Annotated in this window: 25 protein-coding genes and 1 tRNA gene; 14 read left to right on the top strand and 12 right to left on the bottom strand. The window is 62.4% G+C overall.

Features of this window, described 5'->3' with window-relative positions; genetic code table 11:
- Positions 1-67 precede the first annotated feature (67 nt).
- Entirely contained in the window at positions 68-1,078 is a 1,011-nt protein-coding gene (locus tag NKJ35_RS28210; protein WP_352650790.1) for an NAD(P)H-quinone oxidoreductase, read from the bottom strand.
- A gap of 124 nt (positions 1,079-1,202) precedes the next feature.
- On the opposite strand from NKJ35_RS28210, the gene NKJ35_RS28205 reads away from it, so the two are divergent.
- The 3 genes from NKJ35_RS28205 (at position 1,203) to NKJ35_RS28195 (ending at position 3,059) form a co-directional block, all read left to right on the top strand.
- A complete protein-coding gene (locus tag NKJ35_RS28205) occupies positions 1,203-1,397 on the top strand; it encodes a DUF1192 domain-containing protein (RefSeq protein ID WP_352650789.1) in 195 nt (64 codons plus the stop codon).
- Between the two features lie 95 nt (positions 1,398-1,492).
- The gene (locus tag NKJ35_RS28200) at positions 1,493-2,740 is read left to right on the top strand and encodes an MFS transporter (protein ID WP_254816543.1); all 1,248 of its coding nucleotides are present in this window, start codon (positions 1,493-1,495) and stop codon (positions 2,738-2,740) included.
- Between the two features lie 31 nt (positions 2,741-2,771).
- Positions 2,772-3,059 carry an ArsR/SmtB family transcription factor gene (locus NKJ35_RS28195; protein WP_254816544.1) on the top strand — a complete coding sequence of 96 codons (288 nt, stop codon included), beginning with the start codon at positions 2,772-2,774 and terminating at the stop codon, positions 3,057-3,059.
- A 143-nt stretch (positions 3,060-3,202) separates the two neighbouring features.
- Here NKJ35_RS28195 and NKJ35_RS28190 read toward each other — a convergent pair whose 3' ends face one another.
- Both NKJ35_RS28190 and NKJ35_RS28185 read right to left on the bottom strand, forming a co-directional pair.
- Positions 3,203-3,859 (bottom strand): glutathione S-transferase family protein, encoded by a 657-nt coding sequence (locus tag NKJ35_RS28190; protein ID WP_352650787.1) that lies wholly within the window; start codon positions 3,857-3,859, stop codon positions 3,203-3,205.
- Positions 3,860-3,908: 49 nt separating this feature from the next.
- The gene (locus NKJ35_RS28185) at positions 3,909-4,760 is read right to left on the bottom strand and encodes an alpha/beta fold hydrolase (protein ID WP_352650785.1); all 852 of its coding nucleotides are present in this window, start codon (positions 4,758-4,760) and stop codon (positions 3,909-3,911) included.
- Between the two features lie 96 nt (positions 4,761-4,856).
- Here NKJ35_RS28185 and NKJ35_RS28180 point away from each other — a divergent pair, with 96 nt between their 5' ends.
- From NKJ35_RS28180 to NKJ35_RS28170, 3 genes are all read left to right on the top strand, one after another.
- Positions 4,857-5,381, top strand: a complete 525-nt coding sequence (locus tag NKJ35_RS28180; protein WP_352650783.1) for a winged helix-turn-helix transcriptional regulator — start codon at positions 4,857-4,859, stop codon at positions 5,379-5,381.
- 76 nt (positions 5,382-5,457) lie between these two features.
- Complete coding sequence (locus tag NKJ35_RS28175; protein WP_352650781.1) at positions 5,458-5,688, top strand: hypothetical protein; 231 nt, start codon at positions 5,458-5,460, stop codon at positions 5,686-5,688.
- Between the two features lie 97 nt (positions 5,689-5,785).
- Entirely contained in the window at positions 5,786-6,217 is a 432-nt protein-coding gene (locus NKJ35_RS28170) for a GlcG/HbpS family heme-binding protein (protein WP_352650780.1), read from the top strand.
- Between the two features lie 10 nt (positions 6,218-6,227).
- Here the strand turns inward: NKJ35_RS28170 and NKJ35_RS28165 are convergent, their stop codons facing one another.
- The 3 genes from NKJ35_RS28165 to NKJ35_RS28155 all read right to left on the bottom strand — a co-directional run bounded on the left by NKJ35_RS28165 (position 6,228) and on the right by NKJ35_RS28155 (position 7,909).
- Positions 6,228-6,629, bottom strand: coding sequence for a hypothetical protein (locus NKJ35_RS28165; protein ID WP_023720966.1), 402 nt, complete (start codon positions 6,627-6,629; stop codon positions 6,228-6,230).
- 199 nt (positions 6,630-6,828) lie between these two features.
- The gene (gene rpmF / locus NKJ35_RS28160) at positions 6,829-7,011 is read right to left on the bottom strand and encodes a 50S ribosomal protein L32 (protein ID WP_006203806.1); all 183 of its coding nucleotides are present in this window, start codon (positions 7,009-7,011) and stop codon (positions 6,829-6,831) included.
- A gap of 139 nt (positions 7,012-7,150) precedes the next feature.
- The gene (locus NKJ35_RS28155; protein WP_352650819.1) at positions 7,151-7,909 is read right to left on the bottom strand and encodes a biosynthetic peptidoglycan transglycosylase; all 759 of its coding nucleotides are present in this window, start codon (positions 7,907-7,909) and stop codon (positions 7,151-7,153) included.
- A 79-nt stretch (positions 7,910-7,988) separates the two neighbouring features.
- On the opposite strand from NKJ35_RS28155, the gene NKJ35_RS28150 reads away from it, so the two are divergent.
- Entirely contained in the window at positions 7,989-8,906 is a 918-nt protein-coding gene (locus NKJ35_RS28150; protein WP_352650778.1) for a polyprenyl synthetase family protein, read from the top strand.
- A 173-nt stretch (positions 8,907-9,079) separates the two neighbouring features.
- On the opposite strand, the gene NKJ35_RS28145 is transcribed toward NKJ35_RS28150, so the two are convergent.
- The 3 genes from NKJ35_RS28145 to tkt form a co-directional block, all read right to left on the bottom strand.
- The gene (locus tag NKJ35_RS28145; RefSeq protein WP_352650776.1) at positions 9,080-10,969 is read right to left on the bottom strand and encodes a potassium/proton antiporter; all 1,890 of its coding nucleotides are present in this window, start codon (positions 10,967-10,969) and stop codon (positions 9,080-9,082) included.
- Positions 10,970-11,187: 218 nt separating this feature from the next.
- Positions 11,188-12,198, bottom strand: a complete 1,011-nt coding sequence (gene gap / locus NKJ35_RS28140) for a type I glyceraldehyde-3-phosphate dehydrogenase (protein ID WP_352650774.1) — start codon at positions 12,196-12,198, stop codon at positions 11,188-11,190.
- A 158-nt stretch (positions 12,199-12,356) separates the two neighbouring features.
- Complete coding sequence (tkt, locus tag NKJ35_RS28135; RefSeq protein WP_352650772.1) at positions 12,357-14,348, bottom strand: transketolase; 1,992 nt, start codon at positions 14,346-14,348, stop codon at positions 12,357-12,359.
- Positions 14,349-14,608: 260 nt separating this feature from the next.
- Here tkt and NKJ35_RS28130 point away from each other — a divergent pair, with 260 nt between their 5' ends.
- The 4 genes from NKJ35_RS28130 (at position 14,609) to NKJ35_RS28115 (ending at position 17,223) form a co-directional block, all read left to right on the top strand.
- Positions 14,609-14,881 (top strand): DUF4164 domain-containing protein, encoded by a 273-nt coding sequence (locus NKJ35_RS28130; protein WP_224615501.1) that lies wholly within the window; start codon positions 14,609-14,611, stop codon positions 14,879-14,881.
- A gap of 4 nt (positions 14,882-14,885) precedes the next feature.
- Positions 14,886-15,251 carry a cell division protein ZapA gene (locus tag NKJ35_RS28125; protein WP_254816554.1) on the top strand — a complete coding sequence of 122 codons (366 nt, stop codon included), beginning with the start codon at positions 14,886-14,888 and terminating at the stop codon, positions 15,249-15,251.
- Positions 15,252-15,538: 287 nt separating this feature from the next.
- Positions 15,539-16,198 carry a peroxiredoxin gene (locus NKJ35_RS28120; RefSeq protein WP_254816555.1) on the top strand — a complete coding sequence of 220 codons (660 nt, stop codon included), beginning with the start codon at positions 15,539-15,541 and terminating at the stop codon, positions 16,196-16,198.
- Between the two features lie 152 nt (positions 16,199-16,350).
- Positions 16,351-17,223, top strand: a complete 873-nt coding sequence (locus NKJ35_RS28115) for an MBL fold metallo-hydrolase (RefSeq protein WP_352650770.1) — start codon at positions 16,351-16,353, stop codon at positions 17,221-17,223.
- A 199-nt stretch (positions 17,224-17,422) separates the two neighbouring features.
- Here NKJ35_RS28115 and NKJ35_RS28110 read toward each other — a convergent pair whose 3' ends face one another.
- From NKJ35_RS28110 to NKJ35_RS28100, 3 genes are all read right to left on the bottom strand, one after another.
- Positions 17,423-17,956, bottom strand: a complete 534-nt coding sequence (locus tag NKJ35_RS28110) for a hypothetical protein (RefSeq protein ID WP_352650768.1) — start codon at positions 17,954-17,956, stop codon at positions 17,423-17,425.
- A 334-nt stretch (positions 17,957-18,290) separates the two neighbouring features.
- Positions 18,291-19,202: an RNA polymerase sigma factor RpoH gene (gene rpoH, locus NKJ35_RS28105; RefSeq protein WP_023678514.1), complete on the bottom strand. Its 912-nt coding sequence runs from the start codon at positions 19,200-19,202 to the stop codon at positions 18,291-18,293.
- A 187-nt stretch (positions 19,203-19,389) separates the two neighbouring features.
- Complete coding sequence (locus NKJ35_RS28100; protein WP_352650767.1) at positions 19,390-20,430, bottom strand: RluA family pseudouridine synthase; 1,041 nt, start codon at positions 20,428-20,430, stop codon at positions 19,390-19,392.
- A 26-nt stretch (positions 20,431-20,456) separates the two neighbouring features.
- On the opposite strand from NKJ35_RS28100, the gene NKJ35_RS28095 reads away from it, so the two are divergent.
- From NKJ35_RS28095 to NKJ35_RS28085, 3 genes are all read left to right on the top strand, one after another.
- On the top strand, positions 20,457-20,840 hold the full coding sequence (locus NKJ35_RS28095; protein WP_352650765.1) for a fimbrial protein: 384 nt from the start codon (positions 20,457-20,459) through the stop codon (positions 20,838-20,840).
- The gene (locus tag NKJ35_RS28090) at positions 20,837-21,244 is read left to right on the top strand and encodes a VOC family protein (RefSeq protein WP_352650763.1); all 408 of its coding nucleotides are present in this window, start codon (positions 20,837-20,839) and stop codon (positions 21,242-21,244) included. Before NKJ35_RS28095 ends, NKJ35_RS28090 begins: the two co-directional genes overlap by 4 nt.
- 88 nt (positions 21,245-21,332) lie before the next feature.
- Positions 21,333-21,407: transfer RNA gene (locus NKJ35_RS28085), tRNA-Glu, on the top strand.
- The last annotated feature ends 166 nt before the right edge of the window (positions 21,408-21,573 follow it).

Below are 21,573 nucleotides of genomic sequence, written 5' to 3'. Positions count from 1 at the left end.
CGCTTTTGCATGGCCGCAATGCGTTTGTTGCATTGCACCATTAAGCTTTCGTTCAGCCTGTTTGCCGTCAGGCGACATCGAGCACAATCTTGCCGATGTGCTCACCCTCCTCCATCCGCTCATGCGCCCGCCAGGCTTCCTTGAGCGGGAAGATCGTGTCCATCACCGGCGCAACCTTGCGCGTGCCGAGCAGCGGCCAAACCTGCGCCTCCAGTGCCGCCGCCACTGCCGCCTTGAACTCCACGGTGCGTGGCCTGAGCAGCGATCCCGTATGCACGAGCCGCTTTGCCATGATCTTGAAGAAATCGGCGCTCGCCACCGCTCCGCCCTGCGTCGCGATCTGGACGATGCGGCCTTCCATGGCTGCAGCCTCATAGTTCCGCGCCACATAGTCGCCGCCGACCATGTCGAGGATGACATTGGCGCCCTTGCCGCCGGTTGCCTCCTTGACTGCGGCGACGAAGTCCTCCTCGCGGTAGTTGATCGCCCGGTCGGCACCGAGCTTGAGGCAGGCGTCGCATTTCTCCTTGCTCCCGGCGGTGGTGATGACATAGGCGCCGAAAGCGGCAGCAAGCTGGATCGCCGTCGTGCCGATACCCGACGAGCCTCCATGCACGAGCAGCGTCTCGCCGCTCTTCAGGCCGCCGCGCTCGAAGACATTGTGCCAAACGGTGAAGTAGTTTTCCGGCAGCGCCGCCGCTTCGGTGTAGGTAAAGCCGGCGGGCAGCGGCAGCACGCTGCCGGCGTGCACTCTGACATATTCGGCATAGCTGCCGCCCGCGGTCAGCGCACAGACCCGGTCGCCGACGCGCCAGCGTGATATCTCGTCGCCGAGGGCGGCGACTTCGCCCGCCGCTTCCAGGCCCGGCAGATCCGATGCTCCCGGCGGTGGCGGATAGGCGCCCTTGCGCTGCTGCACGTCCGGCCGGTTGACGCCGGCGGCACGCACCCGGATCAGGATCTCGCCGGGACCGGGAACCGGCACGTCGCGGGTTTCCGGTTTCAGCACCCGCGGCCCGCCCGGTTCCGATATGGCGATCGCCATCATCTTGGCCGGAATTTTCTGTGCGTTCGCCATGAGTTTTCCCGTCGTGTTTCGCCGGTTTCTCGCGCCAGCTGTTGCCGGCCATTTGCATCCATACCCCTGCCCTATGTATGCTCATTGGCAAATCAGGCAAATGGGCAATCACGGAGCAGCGACGATGGCGGTCTTCGACGACGAACCCAAGAAGAAAGCGCGCCCGCACGAGATCGGGCAGGATCTGTCGCTGCTTTCCGTCGATGAATTGTCCGAGCGGATCGGCATCCTGCGCGACGAGATCGCCCGGCTGGAGGCCGAGCTCAAGACCAAGGGCTCCACCAAGTCGGCGGCAGAGGCGCTGTTTCGCCGCGGATAGTGCGGCGGGTAATTCCAAAAGCTCGGGCACGCCGCCGAAAAGCCCGAATGCCGCTGTCTCCAGACTTGTGCCTTAAACCCCAGCCGGATTGAAAAATGTTCGCAAGCTACAGACCGATTCTCTCGCTGCTGCGCGGCACCGCGTTCCTGCTGGCGGCATCCGGGCTGCACGGGCTGCTGTTGCCGCTGCGCGGCCAGGTGGAGGGCTTCTCGACAGCATCGCTCGGCCTGATGGGCACGGCTTGGGCCGGCGGCTTCGTCACCGGCTGCTTCTTTGCGCCACGCATCGTGCGCCGCGCCGGTCATGTCAGGGCTTTCGGCGCCTTTGCCGCATCTGGGGCGATCGTCGCACTCCTCACCGGCCTGATCATCGACGAATATACCTGGATCCTGCTGCGCGCCTTCACCGGCTTCACCATGGCCGGCGCCTTCATGGTCATCGAAAGCTGGCTGAACGAGAAGGCCACCAACGAAAACCGCGGCACCGTCTTCGGCCTCTACATGATGGTCACCTATGCCTCGATCATGGGCGGTCAAATGATCGTGGCCGGCGGCGATGTGAAATCGGCGTCGCTGTTCATGATCACCGGCATTCTGTTTTGCCTGTCGCTGATCCCGACGGCGGTCTCGACGGCGTCGCACCCCAAGCCGCTGCAGGACGTGTCGCTTGACGTCAAAGGTCTCTATGTCAATTCGCCGGTCTCGGCGATCGCCTGCGTGCTGATCGGCATCGCCAACGGCGCCTGGGGCACGCTTGGTGCCGTTTATGGAGCGCGCATCGGCATCTCGACGGCCGAGATCGCGCTGATGATGAGCCTGGTGGTCATCGCTGGCGCCGCCATGCAGCTTCCGGCCGGGCGGCTCTCCGACACGACGGACCGTCGTTTCGTGCTGGCGGGCGCGGCTTTCGGCGCTGCGCTGTTCGCCATCGCCATCTTCCTGTTCGAACCGCGCTCAGGCGTCTTCGTCATCGTCTGCACCGCCGCCTACGGCGCCTTCGCCTACACGCTCTATTCGATCGCGGTGGCGCATGCCAATGACCATGCGCGATCGGAGGACTTCGTCAAAGTGTCGGGCGGCCTGCTGCTGCTTTATGGCTTCGGCACGATGATCGGTCCGCTGCTGGCCGCCGGCCTGATGGGCTGGATGCGCCCCGAGGGGCTGTTCCTGGCCACTGCGCTCGCGCATCTCTGCCTGGCCGGCTACACGCTGCTGCGCATCAGCCGTCGCGCGCCGGTGCCGATCGAAGGCCGCGATGCCTTCAAGACCCAGCCGGCCGATCGCTCGGTAACGCCGGAAGCGTTGCGGCTCGACCCGCGCAGAAAAGCTGAAACCGACGGTTGAGATTCGAGGCGCTTTGCCCCACAAATAAGGCATGATGCTTTCCGACGCCTTCATGGCGATTGCCGATCCCAACCGGCGCCATCTCTTGGAAGAGCTCCGGCGCGGACCGAAGACCGTCAACGAATTGGCATCCGGCTTGCCGGTGTCCCGCCCGGCCGTTTCGCAGCACCTGAAGGTGCTGCTTGATGCCGGACTGGTCAACGCCAAGCCGGAAGGCACCAGACGCGTCTATACGGTCAGCAACGCCGGCTTCCTGAAGCTCAACATCTGGCTCGACCAGTTCTGGGATGCGGAGCAGCTCGGTTCATCCGGAAGCTGAAGGGCGTCGTCAGCACGTCGGCAACTATGCAGCTTCAGGCCTAAAGCAATCCAGGAAAAAGTGTGAAACGGTTTTCCGTCCGGAGTTGCGCAAAAACAAAAGAGATAGAGCGGTCCGGCGTTTCCGTGAAACGATGAACCACTCTAGCCATTGTTGTAGGGGAAGAGCTTGAAATAAGGCTGCGCTTCCTCGATCACACGGGCAACCGAGGGGCGTTGCAGCAACCGGTCGTGATAGCGCCTGACCGCAGGATATTCGTCTCCGAACGGCTCGACCTTGTTGGCGTAGAACAGCGCGGGGGCGGCAGCGCAGTCGGCCATGGTGAAGCTCGCGCCCACCGCCCATGTCCTCGACTGCATGTCCTGTTCAATGATGGCGTAGGAGCTGCGCAGCTGGGCGCGGGCCTGCTCGACGCCGAACGGATCGGTCTTGCCCTCCGGCCGCAGCCGGTCGCCAACGATCTTCTGCATCGGTTCCTGGACGTAGAAGTCATAGAAGCGGTCGGCGAGCCGGGTCTGGCGAGCGAGATCGAAATCGGCGGGGATCAGTTCGACTGGCCCAGGATAATACGCGTTGAGATATTCGATGACGATCGTCGATTCCGGTACGGTCCGGTCCAGCGCTTCATCGCGCAGCACCGGCATCTTGCCGAGCGGCCACAATTTCAGAAACGCCGCGCGCGACTGTTCATTGCCGAGATCGACAACGACGGATGTGAATGGCGTGCCGTTCTCATAGAGCGCGATCAGCGGTTTCCAGCAGAAGGAGGCCAGTGGATGAAGGTGCATAATCAGGGACATTGTTTGTCGTTCCTTGGGTTGTTTGTCTCGCGGCGTCGGGGTCGGATAACTATCTGGCCTGGCTGTGGGCGACGATGGCATCGATGATCGCGGCCCAGTCGTCGGGATGCAGCTCGTGGCCGCCGCCCTCGATCCGGAGCAGCCTTGCACCGGCGACCGCGTCGGCAAGAGCGGCGCCATGCTCGACTGGAAAGATGGGATCGTCGGTGCCGTGGATAACAAGGAGCGGGATTTTCATGTCGCGCAGCCGACCGGTCCAGTCCTCGCCGCTCCCATCTTCGCCACTCTTGAGCATGAAATGATTGGTCGCACTTAGAAAACCGCCGGACCGGTCATAATCTTCTTCGACGAAAGCCCGTGTTCGCTGCTCGTCGAAAGAGTGCGCCGCACCGGTGAGCGCATGCGCGTCCTTAACGATGAAATCGACCACTTGGCCCCGGTTCGCCCAGTCGACCTTCGCGCCTTCGGCCGAATGTCTCCTATAGGCCTCGGTGGTTCCGGGCAGATGCGACGTATCGATGCCCAAGGGCGAGCTGCTGATCACCGTCAGCGAAGTGACACACGACGGGTATTTCAACGCCACGAGCTGCGCGATCATGCCGCCCATCGACATGCCGACCATATGCGCCTTTCGCATTCCATGGTCGTCAAGGACGCGGATAGCATCCTCCGCCATGTCGTCGAATGTATAAGGCGGCTCGCCCGGCGCGTATTTGGTCGAACGGCCGGTATCGCGATTGTCGTAGCGGATCACGAAGCGACCCTCGCCGGCCAGCTTCCGGCAAAACGCTTCGGGCCACCAAAGCATGGAAGCCATCGCGCCCATGATCAACAACACCGCCGGATGGGCCGGGTCGCCGAAGGTCTGGGATACGATTTCGGGGTGTCCGGCGCTTTTCATGGCTCTCCTCCGTGGGCTTCCAATCTGGTTGCAATTTACAATCAGTTGCACGATATTAAAACCGATACAATAATGCAACCGGTTTTGGAGATTCGCATGAACATCGATCGCCGGTCCGGATGCCCCATCAACCTGTCGCTCGAAGTGTTCGGCGACCGGTGGAGCCTGATCATCCTTCGCGACATCATCTTCGGCGGCAGACGCCACTTTCGCGAACTGCTCAACGGCTCGATGGAGGGCATCGCTTCCAACATCCTCGCCGACCGGCTGAAGCGGCTGATGGAGCTCGGCATGCTGACCAAGACGGGCGATCCCTCCCACAAGCAAAAGGCGATCTACAGCCTGACCGAAATGGCGATTACGCTGGTGCCGATCTTGGCCCATCTCGGCGCCTGGGGCCGCGTCTGGCTGCCGGTCAGCGACGAGCTCTCGATCCGTGCCGAGCTTCTGGAAAAAGGCGGCCCGCCGATGTGGGAGCAGTTCATGAACGAGTTGCGCTACGAGCATCTGGGCACATCTCCCGCGCCAACTGGACCCACTGTCCGCGCGATCTTGCAGGCCGGATACGATGCGGTGATCGCCCGCAAGGCGGAGCGAGTCGGCTGCGATCCAGCGCCATGACCAACTTATTTTCCCAATTGCGGGCTGGCTCTGCTATCAAAGGACTGAAGATAATTTACGGGATGGGATAACGCTCTTGGTCGAGAACTCTAAGGACACTGCCCGTGCGCGGGCCGATTTGCGTTTCAAGAAACAGGAAGAGGCAGCCACGGTGCGCCAGAAGGCGATGGCGGAATATGTCGCCGAGAGCGACGCGCGCCAAGCCAAAACCAACAAGCTGCGGGCGCTGCGCCTCGCCAAGGAAGCGGAAGACCTGGCCAATGCGCCTCCGGTGCCGGTGAAGAAGCCTCGCGCCAAGAAGAAATAAGCCGGCGCTCCCTGGATCCCACTGCTTCCTTTCGTACGCGAAACAGTTTCACCGCGATCTGTTCTGCCGGTTGATAACTGGCGTTTAGGAGACGGCCATGACCGCACTGACGCTCGACAAAGCCCTTGAAATCATCGCCGCCGCCTTTGCCAAGGGTGCCGAGCTCAAGCTCAGGCCGCTTGGCGTCTCGGTGCTCGACGCCGGCGCCCATCTGGTCGCGTTCCAGCGTCAGGACGGCGCGTCGTTCCTGCGTCCGCAAATGTCGGCCGGCAAGGCCTATGGCGCGCTCGCTATCGGCATGGGCTCGCGCCGGGTGGAAGCCTTCGCCAAGGAGCGCCCGCATCTGATCGCCGGCGTCTCCGACGTGTCGGGCGGGCGCGTCCTGCCGGTCGTCGGCGGCGTGCTGATCCGCGACGAGGCCGGCACGATCATCGGCGCCGTCGGCATTTCCGGCGACACGTCCGACAATGACGAAACGGCAGCCATCGCCGGCATCGAGGCGGCTGGCTTTAGCGCCGACCCGGGCTGAGCCGGGATCCTTAATTCATATTGATGTCGCGGCTGGCCGACCGCATCGACACCGAAAAGCCGGCCAGCACGTCGATCAGCGCTATGACCATCAGTGTGAAGAAAACAGAATGGGCGGCGCCCTTCACCAGCAGGAACTCGACTAGATAGGCCACAAAGACGAAGGTCGACAAAAGGTGGTCCATGATCGAGGCATTTGTCGTACGCGTCGACTTCACCACTTCGACGAACAAGAAGATCAGTGCGATCAGCACGATGAGATCGCCGAGGGTCATCGAGAACACGCCACCCGACATCATCCGGACCGAAAACATTTCGGTCGCCCACGGATCGTCGCCGCTGCCGAATATTCCTAGAAGCCCGAGATTGTAGAGGATGAAAGGCACGATCAGCAGCGGGATGGCACCGAACATGTGGCGGCTCCGGTTGGACTGATCTTTGTAGAGTGCGCCCGGCGTTCGCCGTCAAGAATTTTCGTGCGACCGATAAACACGGACAAAGACGGCGTGAAACAACAATGTCAGGCCCGGCTGATACGATCAGTTGTCGCAAACGCAAAAAGACCGGCCAATGGCCGGTCGTTTCGCAACCCATAAACCGTCGAAAGCTCTCTCAGCTTTCCTTCGGCTCCAGAACCTGGCGACCGCGATACATGCCGGTCTTCAGGTCGATATGGTGCGGACGGCGCATCTCGCCGGAGTTCTTGTCCTCGACATAGGTCGGGGCCTTCAGTGCGTCGGCGGAACGGCGCATGCCGCGCTTCGACGGAGAGGTTTTTCGTTTCGGAACGGCCATGGACATGCTCCACTACATGGTCAAAACGCCCCGGAGGCCCTCGTGAAAGGGCCACATCAGGGGCCGGAATCTGAGAAAGTCGGCTGCCTATACACGCCCGATGGCGTTTTGGCCAGCGTCGCCGTGTTTTTTTTTGACACTATCGCAGGCAACCGACATAGGCGCCGGCGCGGCCCGCGCGCCGCTCGATCAACGCGGCAAGCCGCCTCAGTCCTGGCCCGGGCTTCGCTGGATTGCGCACGATCGGGTTCGGCAAGGTGACGGCAAGCAGCGCTGCCTGCCGGCGCGACAGCTGTTTTGCCGAGACGCCGAAATGATGCTGGGCGGCGGCCTCGATGCCGTAGACGCCCGGTCCCCATTCGGCGATGTTGAGGTAGATCTCCATGATCCGCCGTTTCGACAGCACCGCATCGAAATAGACGGCCAGCGGCAGTTCGACGACCTTACGGACCGAGCCCAACGGCCGCGACCATAGATAAAGGTTCTTTACCGTCTGCATGGTGATGGTCGAGGCGCCACGTGTCATCTCGCCTGCGAGCGCATCGTCGACGACGCCGCGCAGCTCGCCCAGATCGACGCCGCGATGGAAACAGAACTGCCCGTCCTCCGACATGATGACCGAATATGCCAGCACCGGCGCGACCTCGTCGATGGAAACCCAGCGCCGATCGTAGCCGGAAAACGTCGCCAGGTCCTTCAGCATCAATGTCGACACCGGATGCACGAATGACGGCAGGTACAGGAAGGTCAGCACCACCGGCACCAGCGCCAGCACGACGGCGACGGCGATGCCGCGCCGGACCCAGCGTTGAAGACCGATGCGGCTGCCGCGTCTCGGTCTTGCCATGTCCAACCCTTCGGTTTCGTGATCGACGATCGGTTCCGCCAAGCCATCCAGTCCGCGCTACTCCCTGCCCCCGGCATAATGGCGCTTGGCTTCTTGCGCAACGTCTGAGTGTCGGCTACCGCTCCCGACCATGACGAAAGACGACCAAATGGCGTTCGAAGCCGCACTTATTGCCCGGGCAGTTCCACTTGAGGCGCTGCTGAGACGGTTGCTCGATGGACGCACGCTTTCGGGCGAGGTCGCGCGGCCCGAACGCCTGATGGCGGCAATGCGACATGGCGTGCTGAACGGCGGCAAACGACTGCGTCCCTTCCTGGTTATGGAAAGTGCTGCACTGTTTTCAGCCGACGGCGAGGCGGCGCTGCGCGTGGCGGCGGCGCTCGAATGCGTGCACTGCTATTCGCTCATCCATGACGATCTGCCGGCCATGGACGACGACGATTTGCGCCGCGGCCAGCCGACCGTGCACAGGGCTTTCGATGAGGCGACCGCCATTCTTGCCGGCGACGCCTTGCTGACGCTTGCCTTCGACATCCTTGCCGACGAGGCGACAATGCTGCCGGCCGAGCGCAGGGCAGCGCTGGTGCTGGCACTGGCCCGTGCCGCCGGGGCGGGAAGCATGGTCGGCGGCCAGATGCTCGATCTCGAGGCCGAACAAAGCCGGCCGGACGAGGCCGGCATCATCCGGCTTCAGGCGATGAAAACCGGTGCGCTGATCCGCTTTGCCTGCGAAGCGGGAGCCATCCTTGCCGGCGCGCCGTCGCGCGACCGCGAAAGGCTGGCCGAATTTGGTTCGGCGATCGGGCTTGCCTTTCAACTTGCCGACGATCTGCTCGACCTGACCGCCGACGCGCATCAGATGGGCAAGGCCACGGGCAAGGATGCCGCGGCCGGCAAGGCGACGCTGGTCGCGCTGCACGGACCGGGCTGGGCGCGGGACCAGCTCCAGGGCCTCGTCGACCAGGCTCATGCGCTGCTCGAGCCTTTTGGCGCACAAGCCGCGCTTCTGAAACAAGCAGCGCAGTTCGTAGCGGCCCGCAACAATTAAAAGCGCCCCCATGGCGCCGTACAGTCACGGTGAATTGCCGACTGTTCGGCCAGATGCCTTGGAGCAGCCGATCGCGACTCCGGCGATGTCGGACCATATGGCTCGCCACGCCAGTTGCCCGGCCCACCTTCAACCCTCGGCGGCAGGGGTTCGGCGGCTAGCGTCGACAGCGGTCAGCCTTCGCCAGTTGCCTTTTCCGCCACGGGCTGCGGAACCGGTTCCAGCTCGGCCTCCGCCTCGACCGCCTGCGCTTCGGCCGGCTTGCGCCGGTTGCGGATGAAGGCGGCGATGCGGTCGCGGATTTCGCCGGCGCTGAGGAACACCGGAACGCGCGCCACCGGCGCGGTCGGCTCGAAGGACAGGCCAAGGCCGGTGATCCTGCCCTTGTCGTCGACGTCGCGCACGATCAGCTCGATCGGACCGAGCAGCACGCGGTCGGCGTATTCGGCGTGGCCGCCGAGCCGCGTAGTGACCAGGTCGCCGATGCTGAGCTTGCGTTCCGCTTCGGTCAGGCCCGGCGCATAGGCGGTCTCCAGTTCCTCGGCGGAGCGTGACGGATCGACAGCGAAGGCGCCGAAGAAATCCGCATCCTCGGGATCGACGACGGCGCGGCTGGCGAACAGCTTGTCGAGCAGGCGCGGATAGCGGTCCGGCACGAAGATGTAGACGTGGTCGCCGGCCGCCAGCCGGCCCATATCCTGGAAGCGCATCGAGCGTCCGTCGCGCAAGACAAGCGATGGCCGCGCCCAGCGCGGAATGCGTTCGCCGCGCGCCACCGGGCTGCCGGGTGCCACGCGGTAGGCGAGAAGCTCATGATGGGCGGAGCCCGGCAGTTCCAATTCGACCTTGTCGAGCGGTCCCAGGCGGGCCGGCACGATAAGGCCGAGGCGGCGCGCCAGCGGCCCGACGGTCCATCCCTGGATGATCAGCGAGACCAGCACGATGATGAAGGCGGTGTTGAAGATGAGGCGGCCGTTCTCCAGGCCGCCGAGCAGCGGCGTGATGGCAAGCAGTATCGACACGGCGCCACGCAGGCCAACCCATGAGACAAAGGCGACTTCCGGGCGTGGCAGGCGGAACGGCACAAGGCAGAGCCAGACCGCGATTGGCCGTGCCACAAATATCAGGAACAGGCCGAGCAGCACTGCCGGCATCAGGATCGCCGGAAATTGCGAAGGCGTCGCGAATAGGCCGAGGATCAGGAACATGATGATCTGCGCCAGCCACGACATGCCGTCCTGGAAGCGCTTGAGGATGGTGACGGCCCGAATATCGGAATTGCCGGCGATCAGGCCTGCGAGATAGACCGCCAGGAAGCCGGACCCGCCGACGGCGCCGGCGGCAGCAAACACCATCAGCGACAGCGTCAGCACGAAGATCGGCAACAGGCCGTGATCGAGATTGAGGCGATCGACAAGACGCACAATGGCCATGCCGCCGAGAATGCCGATGACCGCACCGAGGCCCATGTTGACCAGGAAACCGACGGCAAGATCGGTAACCAGCACCTTTGCCTCGGGGTGGATGTTGGCGGCGATGACCTCGACCAGCGTGATGGTCAGGAAGATGGCGATCGGGTCATTGGTGCCGGATTCCACCTCGAGCGTGGACCGCACTCGCTCGCGCAAATTGATCTCGCCGGCGCGCAGCAGGAAGAACACCGCCGCGGCGTCGGTCGAGGCGACGGCGGCACCGAGCAGGAAGGATTCCAGCCAGGTCAGGTCGAGCAGATAATAGGCGGCGGCGCCGAACAGGCCGGTGGTCAAAAGGACGCCGAATGTCGCCAGCGACAGCGCCGGCCCGGCCGCCTGCCGCAAGGCGTTGAGCGGCGTACCGAAGCCGGAATCGAAAAGGATGACCGCCAGCGCCAACGAGCCGGCAAAATAAGCAACTCGGGCGTTGTCGAAGTGGATGCCGAGACCGTCGGTTCCGGTAGCGAGGCCGATGCAGAGAAACAGCAGCAGGAGAGGGGCGCCGAAACGGAAGGCGATCAAGCTCGAAAACGCGGCGGCAACGACAAGTGCTGCACCAACAAGCGTCACCAGATAGATACCATGCTCCATTCGTTGGTCGCCCCTAGTCGATATGCTCCGGCATCACGGGAGAGTGGGGCGAAGACATGGCCGCTGCAAGGCAGCAGCGTGGCTTTTTGCCCCACGCTGCCGATCGTCGAAAGTTTTGGCATCCCCGAGCAGCAGAGCGTGCGTTGGCGGTTCGTGCTGCAACGAAAAACGCCCGGACTGAGCCGGGCGTCTTCCAGGTCGAGAAGATGGTTCTGCGATCAGGCGATGGTCTTGCCGAAGGCGACGGCGGTATCGCCCATGCGGTTCGAGAAGCCCCACTCATTGTCGTACCACGACAGCACCGAAACGAAGTTGCCGTCCATGACCTTGGTCTGGTCGAGCGCCACGATCGAAGAATGCGGATCGTGGTTGAAGTCGATCGAAACATTGGGGTGACGGGTAACGGCGAGGATGCCCTTCAGCTTGCCGTTTGAAGCGGCGATCACCGCGTCATTGATCTCCTGGACGGTGGTCGACCGCTTGGCGATAAACTTGAAATCGACGAGCGAAACGTTCGGCGTCGGCACGCGGATGGAGATGCCGTCGAGCTTGCCCTTGAGCTCGGGCAGTACCAAGCCGATGGCCTTGGCGGCACCGGTCGATGTCGGAATCTGCGACAGCGCGGCGGCACGGGCGCGGTAGAGGTCCTTGTGCATAGTGTCCAGCGTCGGCTGGTCGCCGGTATAGGAATGGATCGTCGTCATCATGCCCTTTTCGATGCCGACCGCCTCATTCAGCACGGCCGCCAGCGGCGCCAGGCAGTTGGTGGTGCAGGAGGCGTTCGAGATGACGATGTGGTCCTTGGTCAGCTTGTCGTGGTTGATGCCATAGACGACGGTGAGGTCGGCGCCCTCTGCCGGAGCGGAGACGAGAACGCGCTTGGCGCCGGCGGTCAGATGGGCGACGGCCTTGTCGCGGGCGGTGAAGATGCCGGTGCATTCGAGCGCGATGTCGATGCCGAGCTCCTTCCAGGGCAGTTGCGTCGGATCCTTGATCGCGGTGACCTTGAATTTTTCCTTGCCGACGATGATCTGGTCGCCGTCAACCGTCACCTCATGCGGAAAGCGGCCATGCACGCTGTCGAAGCGCAGCAGATGCGCGTTGGTCTCGACCGGGCCGAGATCGTTGACCGCGACGACATCGATATCCTTGCGGCCGGATTCATGGATGGCGCGCAGAATGTTTCGGCCGATGCGGCCGAATCCGTTGATGGCAACTCTGACGGTCATTGTTCTCTCCCTGGGAGTTGGAGGCCGAAGATCAAGTCCGCAGCTTCATAACGGCGGACGGGCAAAGAATCCAGCCGCCGAGGCTTGGATTTAAATCGATTAATGCTCCACTGCCCGGCAAAAACCGCTATGCCAGCCTTTGCCGGGCGGGCTCACCTTCATTTGCCGTGCAGACGGGCTTCCGCCGCCTTGACCGTTGCTTCGGCGGTGATGCCGAAATGCGGGTAGAGCTGTTCGATGGTGCCGGAGGCGCCGAAGCCGGTCATGCCGATGAAGATGCCGTCGGTGCCGATGAAGTGATCCCAGCCCTGGCGGATGCCGGCTTCGATGGCAATCTTGAGCGGCGCATTGCCGATCGTCCTGCTGCGATAGTCGGCGCTCTGCTTATCGAACAATTCGAAGCACGGCACCGAGACGACGCGGGTCGCATGGCCGTGCTTTTCCAACGCCTCGCGGGCGGCCAACGCGGCCTCGACCTCGGAGCCCGAAGCGAAGATCGTCACCGCGGCCTCACCGCTCGCGGCGGCAAGTTCATAGGCGCCGCGGCTGCTGAGGTTTTCCGCAACGAAGTCGTTGCGTACCGTCGGCAGGTTCTGCCGGGTCAGCGCCAATGTCGACGGTGTCTTTTCCGACTCAATGGCCAACTGCCAGCATTCGGCGGTTTCGACCGCGTCGGCAGGGCGGAAGACATTGTGGTTCGGGATGGCGCGAAGTGCTGCCAGATGCTCGACCGGCTGATGGGTCGGGCCGTCTTCGCCAAGGCCGATCGAATCATGGGTCATGACGAAGATCGAGCGGATGCCCATCAACGAGGCAAGCCGCATCGCCGGACGGGCATAATCGGAAAAGCACATGAAAGTGCCGCCATAGGCGATAATGCCGCCATGCAGCGTCAGCCCGTTGAGCGCGGCCGCCATGCCGTGCTCACGAATGCCGTAGTGGACATAGCGCTGGCCATAATCGTCGGCGGTGATGTTTTTGGTCTGGCTGGTCTTGGTGTTGTTGGAGCCGGTCAAATCGGCCGAGCCGCCGATGGTTTCGGGCACGGCGCCGTTGATGACCTCCAGCGCCATTTCCGATGACTTACGGGTGGCGACCTTCGGCTTGTCGGCGGCGAGCTTCTTTTTGTAGTCGCCAATGACGGCGTCGAAGTTGGCCGGCAGTGTGCCACTGATGCGGCGTTCGAACTCTGCGCGCAATTTGGCGTCGGCCTTGGCAAGCCGGCTTTCCCAGTCGGTGCGCGCGTTGACGCCGGTCCGCCCGGCGGTACGCCATGCGTCGAGGATATCGGCCGGAACCTCGAAGGGCGGATAATCCCAGCCGAAGAATTTTCTGGCGCCAGCGATTTCCTCGGCGCCGAGCGGCGAGCCATGCGCCTTGTTGGTGCCGGCCTTGGTCGGCGCGCCGAAGCCGATCGTCGTCTTGCAGGCGATCATCGTCGGCTTGTCGGAGTGGCGGGCCGCTTCGATGGCATAGGCGATCGCTTCCGGGTCCTGGCCGTCGATATGGCTGGCATTCCAGCCAGACGCCTGGAAGCGGGCGACCTGATCGGTGTTATCGGCGAGCGACACCGGGCCATCGATCGAGATGTTGTTGTTGTCCCAAAAGACGATCAGTTTGTTCAGCTTCAGATGCCCGGCAAGCGCGATAGCTTCCTGGGATACGCCTTCCATCAGGCAGCCGTCGCCGGCCAGCACATAGGTGTAGTGGTCGACGAGATCTTTGCCGAAAGCGGCATTCATGATGCGCTCGCCGAGCGCGAAGCCGACCGAATTGGCAAGGCCCTGGCCGAGTGGGCCGGTCGTCGTCTCGATGCCGGCGGCATGGCCGTATTCCGGGTGGCCCGCCGTCCTCGACCCCAATTGGCGGAACTGCTTGATCTGGTCGATGGTGATGTCTTCGTAGCCGGTCAGATAGAGCAGCGAGTAAAGCAGCATCGAGCCATGGCCGGCCGACAGGATAAAGCGGTCGCGGTCCGGCCAATGCGGGTTTTTCGGATCGTATTTGAGAAAGCGGGTGAACAGCACCGTGGCGATGTCGGCGCAGCCCATGGGCAGCCCGGGGTGGCCGGAATTTGCCTTCTCGACGGCGTCCATGGCGAGAAAACGGATCGCATTGGCCATCCGGTCATGTTGTTCGCGCGAGGTCATACTTCCTCCAAAATGGGGGTTTGGGCCTTGGGAAAGCCCTTGAAAAGGGTGCGCGACACATAGCAGGCGCGGCCTTTTAGTCAACAAATCGGTGTGCTTTTGCCGGTCTTGTGATGGCCATGCGCGACCTACATTAGCGTTAGTAGGGGACAGTCGCGACAGCTTTATTGACGTGCGGTTCACACGACGCGTAATGTTTCAGGGATAACGCGTTCTGACCGTGGATGATTCGGTGATGGGCAGGGCGCAGGACGAAAGCCATGACCGGGGAAACGACCCTCAAGGAAGTCATTGTCAGGCTGGGTAAGGCCATCGAAGGGCTGGAAAACGCCGTCGCGGCCAAGCTCGAGCACGAGCGGGACTATTCGGAAGCCGAGGCCGAAGTGCAGCGGATGAACGCCGACCGCTCGCGGCTGGCGCAGGAGCTCGACAATTCCGAAGCTCGCGCCGAACGGCTGGAAGATGCCAACAAAGAAGTGTCGCGAAGGCTGGTGACAGCCATGGAAACCATCCGCGCGGTACTGGACAGGTAGGCTAATGGCACAAGTCACGGTTTCCATCGACGGCAAGCAATATCGGATGGCCTGCGACGAAGGCCAGGAAGAGCATCTGATCGATCTTGCCGAGCGCTTCGACCGCTATGTCTCGCATCTGAAGGATTCTTTTGGCGAAATCGGCGACCAGCGGCTGACCGTGATGGCCGGCATCATGGTCATGGACGAGCTTTCGGAACTGCAAAAGCGGGTCAAGGGCATGGAAAGCGAAGTGCTGACGCTGCGCAAGACGCGCGACGATGCACTGACCAAGGCCGATAAGAATGATTCCGTGCTGACCGGAGCGCTCGGCGCGCTGGCCCAGCGCATGGAAGACCTGGCGACGACGCTGGCAGTGAACAAGGCGTAGCGCGTCGCGTCGCCTCATCGACCCGACGCCACTTAACGGCGGAATGGGCAACATATGAGCCGAACAATCGGCGGAAATGTCTGCACGTTTAACCAACCTCCGGTGCTTTTTCGCCAGCGCGGAAATCACTGCTGTATTTCCCGCCTAAGTGACAAAAATTTTTTTGAGGCCGGCCACTATCCTAGCGTCAACAGCCACTTGAAGGATGACGCCGCAGTGTTAGAAATGCAAGCAACGCCGGTGGGGCGTTCAATGCCAGCGGCAAGCCAAACAGGTAGGGACACGCCATGAGCCTTCGCATCAACGACATCGCACCGGACTTCACCGCGGAGACCACGCAAGGACCGATCAGCTTCCATGAATGGATCGGCGACGGCTGGGCGGTATTGTTCAGCCATCCGAAGAACTTTACGCCGGTTTGCACGACCGAACTCGGCACGATGGCCGGGCTCGAAGGCGAGTTCAGGAAGCGCAACGTCAAGATCATCGGCATCTCGGTCGATCCCGTCGAAAGCCACGAAAAGTGGCAGAATGATATCAAGATCGCGACCGGCCATTCGCTGAACTACCCGCTGATCGGCGACAAGGATCTCAAGGTCGCCAAGCTTTACGAGATGCTGCCGGCGGGTGCCGGCGAGAGCTCGGAAGGCCGTACGCCGGCGGACAATGCCACGGTGCGTTCGGTCTACGTCATCGGGCCCGACAAGAAGATCAAGCTGGTTCTAACCTATCCGATGACGACGGGCCGCAACTTCGACGAAATCCTGCGCGCCATCGATTCCATGCAGCTGACCGCCAAGCACCAGGTGGCGACGCCGGCGAACTGGAAGCAGGGCGAGGACGTCATCATCACCGCTGCCGTCTCCAATGAGGATGCCATCAAGCGCTTCGGTGCCTATGAGACGATCCTGCCATATCTCAGGAAGACCAAGCAGCCTTCCGCCTGAGCAGGCAGGGGCGGCACGGAGAAATTTTCGGTTTTCCTGATCCTATGAGCATGGGGTGCTTGACGGCGCCTGGTTGACGGACAACCATGCCTTTCATTTGCCGTGGCAGAGAAAATCCTTCCTGCCGTGGTGAGGGGCGAAGGAGGCTGGGATTGGACGCATTATCGGCCAGGTCGCAGGTCACCGGCTTCTATGACGAGCCGAGCGGGTCCGTCCAGTATGTGGTCGCCGACATGGCGACCCGCAAATGCGCCATCATCGATCCGGTGCTCGACTTCGACGAAAGGTCCGGTGCAACGGCAACGAAGAACGCCGACGCCCTGCTCGACTTCGTCAGGGAAAGCGGGCTGGAGGTCGAGTGGATCCTCGACACGCATCCGCATGCCGATCATTTCTCCGCCGCCCATTATTTGAGGGGGAGAACCGGAGCGCCGACGGCAATAGGCGAAAAGGTCATCGACGTCCAGAAATTGTGGAAGGTGATCTACAACTGGCCGGAATTCTCCGCCGACGGTTCGCAATGGGATAGGCTATTCGCCGACGGCGCAACTTTTTCGGTCGGCGGCCTTCCGGCGAGAGTGCTGTTCTCGCCGGGCCACACGCTGGCCTCGATCACTTACGTCATTGGCGACGCCGCCTTCATCCACGACACGTTGTTCATGCCGGACAGCGGCACCGCCAGGACAGACTTTCCGGGCGGCAGTGCCGAGCGGCTCTGGCGTTCGATCGAGGACATCCTGGCGCTGCCGGACGAGACACGTCTGTTCGTCGGTCACGACTACCAGCCGGGCGGTCGTGAAGCGCGCTGGGAAAGCACGGTCGCGGAGCAGAAAGCCAGCAACATCCATGTTGCCGGCGGCAAGACGGAAGCCGACTTCGTCGCGCTCCGCCAAGCCCGCGACAGGACGTTGCCGATGCCGCGGCTTATCCTGCACGCGCTGCAGGTCAATATGAACGGCGGACGCCTGCCGGAACCGGAATCCAACGGGCGGCGCTATCTGAAGTTTCCGCTCGATTGCCTGTGAGGAGATGGGTCGCTGGCACTACAGTGCCATCCAAACTTGGCGCCGCCCTCATCGTTCTGCGACGGTCATCCAAGTTATTGATCCTTATTGATCCTGATTCGATTTTTGCGATGTTTGAATCCGATAGGTCCATGCGGGAAGACGATGGCGGCAGCCGGATGAGGAGCGGCGCAGACGTCAGCTAGGTGTTTACTCAGTGTCAGGGTTTTGTTCGGCGCGCTAAATGTTCATACGTGATTTGCCAAGGGTCGCCCTCGGAAGATCTTTCCTCGCCGATCCAATGGAAGTTGTTGGCAGTGATCTCTGTGAAACGCCAACGAGTTTTCAGACCGCGCGAGTCATCGCCGAGCTGGACAATGTCCTTACCCTCGGCTCGGCCGATCTGGCGCGAGTGATCCCGGTTGAGCGGGTCGTTCCATATGATGTGCCAGCCATCGATCCCAGGGTCGAAGATGCGCAGGGTCGTGCCGTACATCGTGGACGGCGCAGGGCGCTTGGGCCTGATCCAAACGTCCTGAATCGCGCGGCCTTCGAGCACCCAGCCAAAATGGCATTCGCTATCCCATTTCTGGATTGTGCCGCCGTCGAGAAAGCGGACCGAGTCCATTTCCCAGCTTCCAATTAGCCATCCATAGAGGGCCATGTCTTTCGCCCGATCGGCTGGGGGACCTTCGGATCCAAGAGCGGTCAGAAACGGGGAAATCGTCATCGTCATACTGCCTTTCGTTTCCAACAGACGAGCTCCAACTGCCTGAGGCAGCCCCAGCGGCCCGTTATCAGCGGCCCGTTATCGCGCCACTTGCTGCGAGCGCCGGGTTGTGGAATGCGCCGGTCGGCGCCGGAATATCGACGCCACAACTTGCAGCGTTACGGTTATCAGGGCTTGGGGAAAATTGCGGTAATGCCGCTATCAATGCGATCGTCTGCGGACGCCATGGCGAGGCTACGGCAGTTACGGCGGCGGATCGGACATCCGCGAAGGCGCCGCCGGTCGAACGCGACGCACTTTAGAAAAACGGCGGCGCCAGTTACCTGACGCCGCCGTTTTTTGTTTCTCCTGGAAGGCCTTACGCCGCCGGCTGCGCCTCGATGGTGCGCAACGCCTGCGTCTGGCGCTTGGCCGCGGCCTTGACCGCGTCCTGCACCTTCTCGAAGGCACGCACCTCGATCTGCCGCACGCGCTCGCGGCTGATATCGAACTCGGCCGACAGCTCTTCCAGCGTCAACGGCTCATCGGCGAGGCGGCGCGCCTCGAAGATGCGGCGTTCACGGTCGTTGAGCACGGCAAGAGCGCCGGACAGCATGCCGCGCCGGTTTTCCAGCTCGTCCTGCTCGATCAGCATCTCTTCCTGGCTTTCGTGGTCGTCGACCAGCCAGTCCTGCCATTCGCCGGACTCGCCTTCACTGGCCCGGATGGGCGCATTGAGCGAGGCGTCGCCCGACAGACGGCGGTTCATCGACACGACTTCCGCTTCCGAGACGTTCAGCCGGGTGGCAATCTCGGTGATCTGGTCGGGCTTCAAATCGCCTTCATCGAGCGCCTGGATCTTGCCCTTCACCTTGCGCAGGTTGAAGAACAGGCGCTTCTGGTTGGCGGTGGTGCCCATCTTGACCAGGCTCCACGAGCGCAGGATGTATTCCTGGATCGAGGCCTTGATCCACCACATCGCATAGGTGGCGAGACGGAAGCCGCGCTCCGGTTCGAATTTCTTGACGGCCTGCATCAGGCCGACATTGCCTTCCGAGATCACCTCGCCGATCGGCAGGCCGTAGCCGCGATAGCCCATGGCGATCTTGGCGACGAGCCGAAGGTGGCTGGTGACGAGCTTGTGCGCAGCCGTGGTGTCCTCATGCTCGGCGTAGCGCTTGGCGAGCATGTACTCTTCCTGCGGCTGAAGCATCGGAAAGCGGCGGATTTCTTCCAGGTAGCGGCTGAGACCGCCTTCGCCGGAAACGATACTGGGTAATGACTGGGCCATGATAGCGCCCCCTCTCTATTGGAGTGATGCCCCCGAAACGCGGCGGGCATGTGGCACGAATGCCAAAGGCACATTCGCGCCAACCGACATATATAGGAACAAAACCAGAAAGACAGGCATTTGTTCAACACGAAACAGTGTGTCACGCTGAAGTGAACAACGCCGATCAAGTTTTCAGGTGGTTGGTTCAGAGCTTGCGGAAGCCGTCGACGAGTTCCTCCATGTCCCACGGTATCGGTGCTTCGAACCTCATCGTTAAATGGGTATCGGGATGGCGAAATGCAAGGAGGCGGGCGTGCAAAGCTTGTCGCGGAAACGCCTTTACCTTGCTCTTTAGGGGCTCGGGCAACCGATTGGCCTTGGTGCGGAAAGCCTGGCCGTACTCGGGATCGCCGATCACTGGATGGCCGATATGGGCCAGGTGGACGCGTATCTGGTGGGTGCGACCGGTCTCCAGCCGGCATTCGACCAGGCTCGCCGTGGCGAATTCCTGCTGCTGCTCGCCAAAGCGCTCGACGACGGTGAAATGCGTTATGGCATGGCGCGCATCGTCGCGGCCTTGCGGCACCACGGCACGGCGTACCCGGTCGGCGGCGCGGCCGAGCGGCGCGTCGACCGTCCCGGTCGGCCTTGCCGGTGTGCCCCAGACCAACGCCAGATACGCCCGCTCGAGATCGCCGGTCAGGCCGTGGTCGGCAAAGGCCTCCGACAATGCCTTGTGGGCGCGGTCGGTCTTGGCGACGACCATGACGCCGCTGGTCTCCTTGTCGAGGCGGTGGACGATGCCCGGCCGTCTCACGCCGCCGATGCCGGACAGGCTGTCGCCGCAATGATGGATCAGCGCGTTGACCAGTGTACCGGTCCAGTTGCCGGCGCCGGGATGCACGACCAGCCCGGCCGGCTTGTTGATGACGATCAGCGCGTTGTCCTCGTAGAGGACGTCCAGCGCGATATCTTCGCCTTGCGGCGCCGCCGGTTCAGGCTCCGGCATGTCGACCGACACGCTGTCACCTTGTGCCATCTTGCGCTTCGTCTCTTCGACCTGCCTGCCGCCGATCCTGACCGCGCCCTGCTTTATCAGCATCTGCACCCGGCTGCGCGACATGTCGGGGCCGAGCCTGGCCACCAGCCATTGGTCGAGCCGCTGGCCGGCGGCATCGGCGCCCGCCTCCAGCACGATCGATCCGGCCCCTATCAATTGTCTGACCTCTTCGTTATGAGCGCTCATCGAAAACAGTTCCGGAATCTGCTGCCATGGCCCGGCCGCTTGCCGACGAAGACGAGGAAAAGCCGCTCGACCCCGAGGTCGAAAAGGTGCGGAGGAAGCTCGTCCGCTTCGTCGCCATCAATCTCGGCCTGCTGTTCCTCGCCCTTATGGTGGTGATAGCAGCACTTGTCTACAAAGCGCGCAACGCGCCGCCTGCCGCCCCGCCGTTGACCAGTGACATCCAGGTGCCGATCGGCGAACCGGTCAACGGCGACATCGTGCTGCCGGTCGGCGCCAGGGTGATCAGCCAATCGCTCTCCGGCAATCACCTGTCGATCGACGCCGAGCTGCCCGACGGCAGCCGCGCCATCTTCGTCTATGACATCACTGAGCGCCGCATCATCGGCCGTTTTTCGATCAGGAACAAATGACCGGTTTTGCCGAACGCCGCAGCATTGCCACGGTCGCGCTTATCGTCGCAAACTATGACGAAGCGATCTCGTGGTATGTCGACCGGCTGGGTTTTGTCCTCACCGAAGATGTCGATCTCGGCGGCGGCAAACGCTGGGTCACCATCACGCCGGGCAAAGGGCAGGGCGCGCGGCTGCTTCTCGCCGAAGCATCCGGCGATGCGCAAAGGGACGCCGTCGGCAACCAGACCGGCGGGCGGGTCTTTTTGTTCCTCGAAACCGACGATTTTGCCCGCGACCATGCGCTGATGCTCGAAAAAGGCGTCGAGTTCCGCGAAGCGCCACGCCACGAGGCTTATGGCACGGTTGCGGTTTTCGCCGACCTTTATGGAAATCTCTGGGATCTGATCGAGCCAAAACGATAGGCTTGCAGCGGATATTTCGTCTATGCGAGCAGTGGCCTTGAGCCTAGTTGCTTTTTCCCAGCCGTCAGCCTATATCCGGTTCTTGAACGCGCCCATCGTCTAGCGGTCAGGACACCGCCCTCTCACGGCGGGAACAGGGGTTCGATTCCCCTTGGGCGTACCAAGTCTCTCCAAGGTCTCGGCAAACCATCGATCCGATCCATCGCCTAGGGTCGCGGCGGATTTGGCTCATTGCCGCTTCTGGGTACGCCTCCGGCGAAGGCCGCCTTGCGGGAGCATGGCATGGTAGCGAGGCTGCGCTCTTAAGGTCGTCCTTACGAGCGTAGTTA

Origin of the sequence: Mesorhizobium sp. M0136, assembly GCF_040322515.1 — a bacterium.
GTDB lineage: Bacteria > Pseudomonadota > Alphaproteobacteria > Rhizobiales > Rhizobiaceae > Mesorhizobium.
The sequence above is the reverse complement of the archived record's forward strand: the minus strand, read 5'-3'. Positions and strand labels throughout refer to the sequence as shown.

Bases quoted from the DNA above. Each gene is read 5' to 3' on its own strand.
- NKJ35_RS28170 (WP_352650780.1), top strand. From the start codon at position 5,786: ATGACCGCACTGACGCTCGACAAAGCCCTTGAAATCATCGCCGCCGCC.
- NKJ35_RS28125 (WP_254816554.1), top strand. From the start codon at position 14,886: ATGGCACAAGTCACGGTTTCCATCGACGGCAAGCAATATCGGATGGCC.
- gap (WP_352650774.1), bottom strand. From the start codon at position 12,198: ATGACCGTCAGAGTTGCCATCAACGGATTCGGCCGCATCGGCCGAAAC.
- NKJ35_RS28210 (WP_352650790.1), bottom strand. From the start codon at position 1,078: ATGGCGAACGCACAGAAAATTCCGGCCAAGATGATGGCGATCGCCATA.
- NKJ35_RS28200 (WP_254816543.1), top strand. From the start codon at position 1,493: ATGTTCGCAAGCTACAGACCGATTCTCTCGCTGCTGCGCGGCACCGCG.
- NKJ35_RS28185 (WP_352650785.1), bottom strand. From the start codon at position 4,760: ATGAAAAGCGCCGGACACCCCGAAATCGTATCCCAGACCTTCGGCGAC.
- NKJ35_RS28130 (WP_224615501.1), top strand. From the start codon at position 14,609: ATGACCGGGGAAACGACCCTCAAGGAAGTCATTGTCAGGCTGGGTAAG.
- NKJ35_RS28100 (WP_352650767.1), bottom strand. From the start codon at position 20,430: ATGAGCGCTCATAACGAAGAGGTCAGACAATTGATAGGGGCCGGATCG.
- NKJ35_RS28120 (WP_254816555.1), top strand. From the start codon at position 15,539: ATGAGCCTTCGCATCAACGACATCGCACCGGACTTCACCGCGGAGACC.
- NKJ35_RS28165 (WP_023720966.1), bottom strand. From the start codon at position 6,629: ATGTTCGGTGCCATCCCGCTGCTGATCGTGCCTTTCATCCTCTACAAT.
- rpmF (WP_006203806.1), bottom strand. From the start codon at position 7,011: ATGGCCGTTCCGAAACGAAAAACCTCTCCGTCGAAGCGCGGCATGCGC.
- NKJ35_RS28205 (WP_352650789.1), top strand. From the start codon at position 1,203: ATGGCGGTCTTCGACGACGAACCCAAGAAGAAAGCGCGCCCGCACGAG.
- NKJ35_RS28150 (WP_352650778.1), top strand. From the start codon at position 7,989: ATGACGAAAGACGACCAAATGGCGTTCGAAGCCGCACTTATTGCCCGG.
- NKJ35_RS28095 (WP_352650765.1), top strand. From the start codon at position 20,457: ATGGCCCGGCCGCTTGCCGACGAAGACGAGGAAAAGCCGCTCGACCCC.
- NKJ35_RS28145 (WP_352650776.1), bottom strand. From the start codon at position 10,969: ATGGAGCATGGTATCTATCTGGTGACGCTTGTTGGTGCAGCACTTGTC.
- rpoH (WP_023678514.1), bottom strand. From the start codon at position 19,202: ATGGCCCAGTCATTACCCAGTATCGTTTCCGGCGAAGGCGGTCTCAGC.
- tkt (WP_352650772.1), bottom strand. From the start codon at position 14,348: ATGACCTCGCGCGAACAACATGACCGGATGGCCAATGCGATCCGTTTT.
- NKJ35_RS28090 (WP_352650763.1), top strand. From the start codon at position 20,837: ATGACCGGTTTTGCCGAACGCCGCAGCATTGCCACGGTCGCGCTTATC.
- NKJ35_RS28190 (WP_352650787.1), bottom strand. From the start codon at position 3,859: ATGTCCCTGATTATGCACCTTCATCCACTGGCCTCCTTCTGCTGGAAA.
- NKJ35_RS28195 (WP_254816544.1), top strand. From the start codon at position 2,772: ATGATGCTTTCCGACGCCTTCATGGCGATTGCCGATCCCAACCGGCGC.
- NKJ35_RS28180 (WP_352650783.1), top strand. From the start codon at position 4,857: ATGAACATCGATCGCCGGTCCGGATGCCCCATCAACCTGTCGCTCGAA.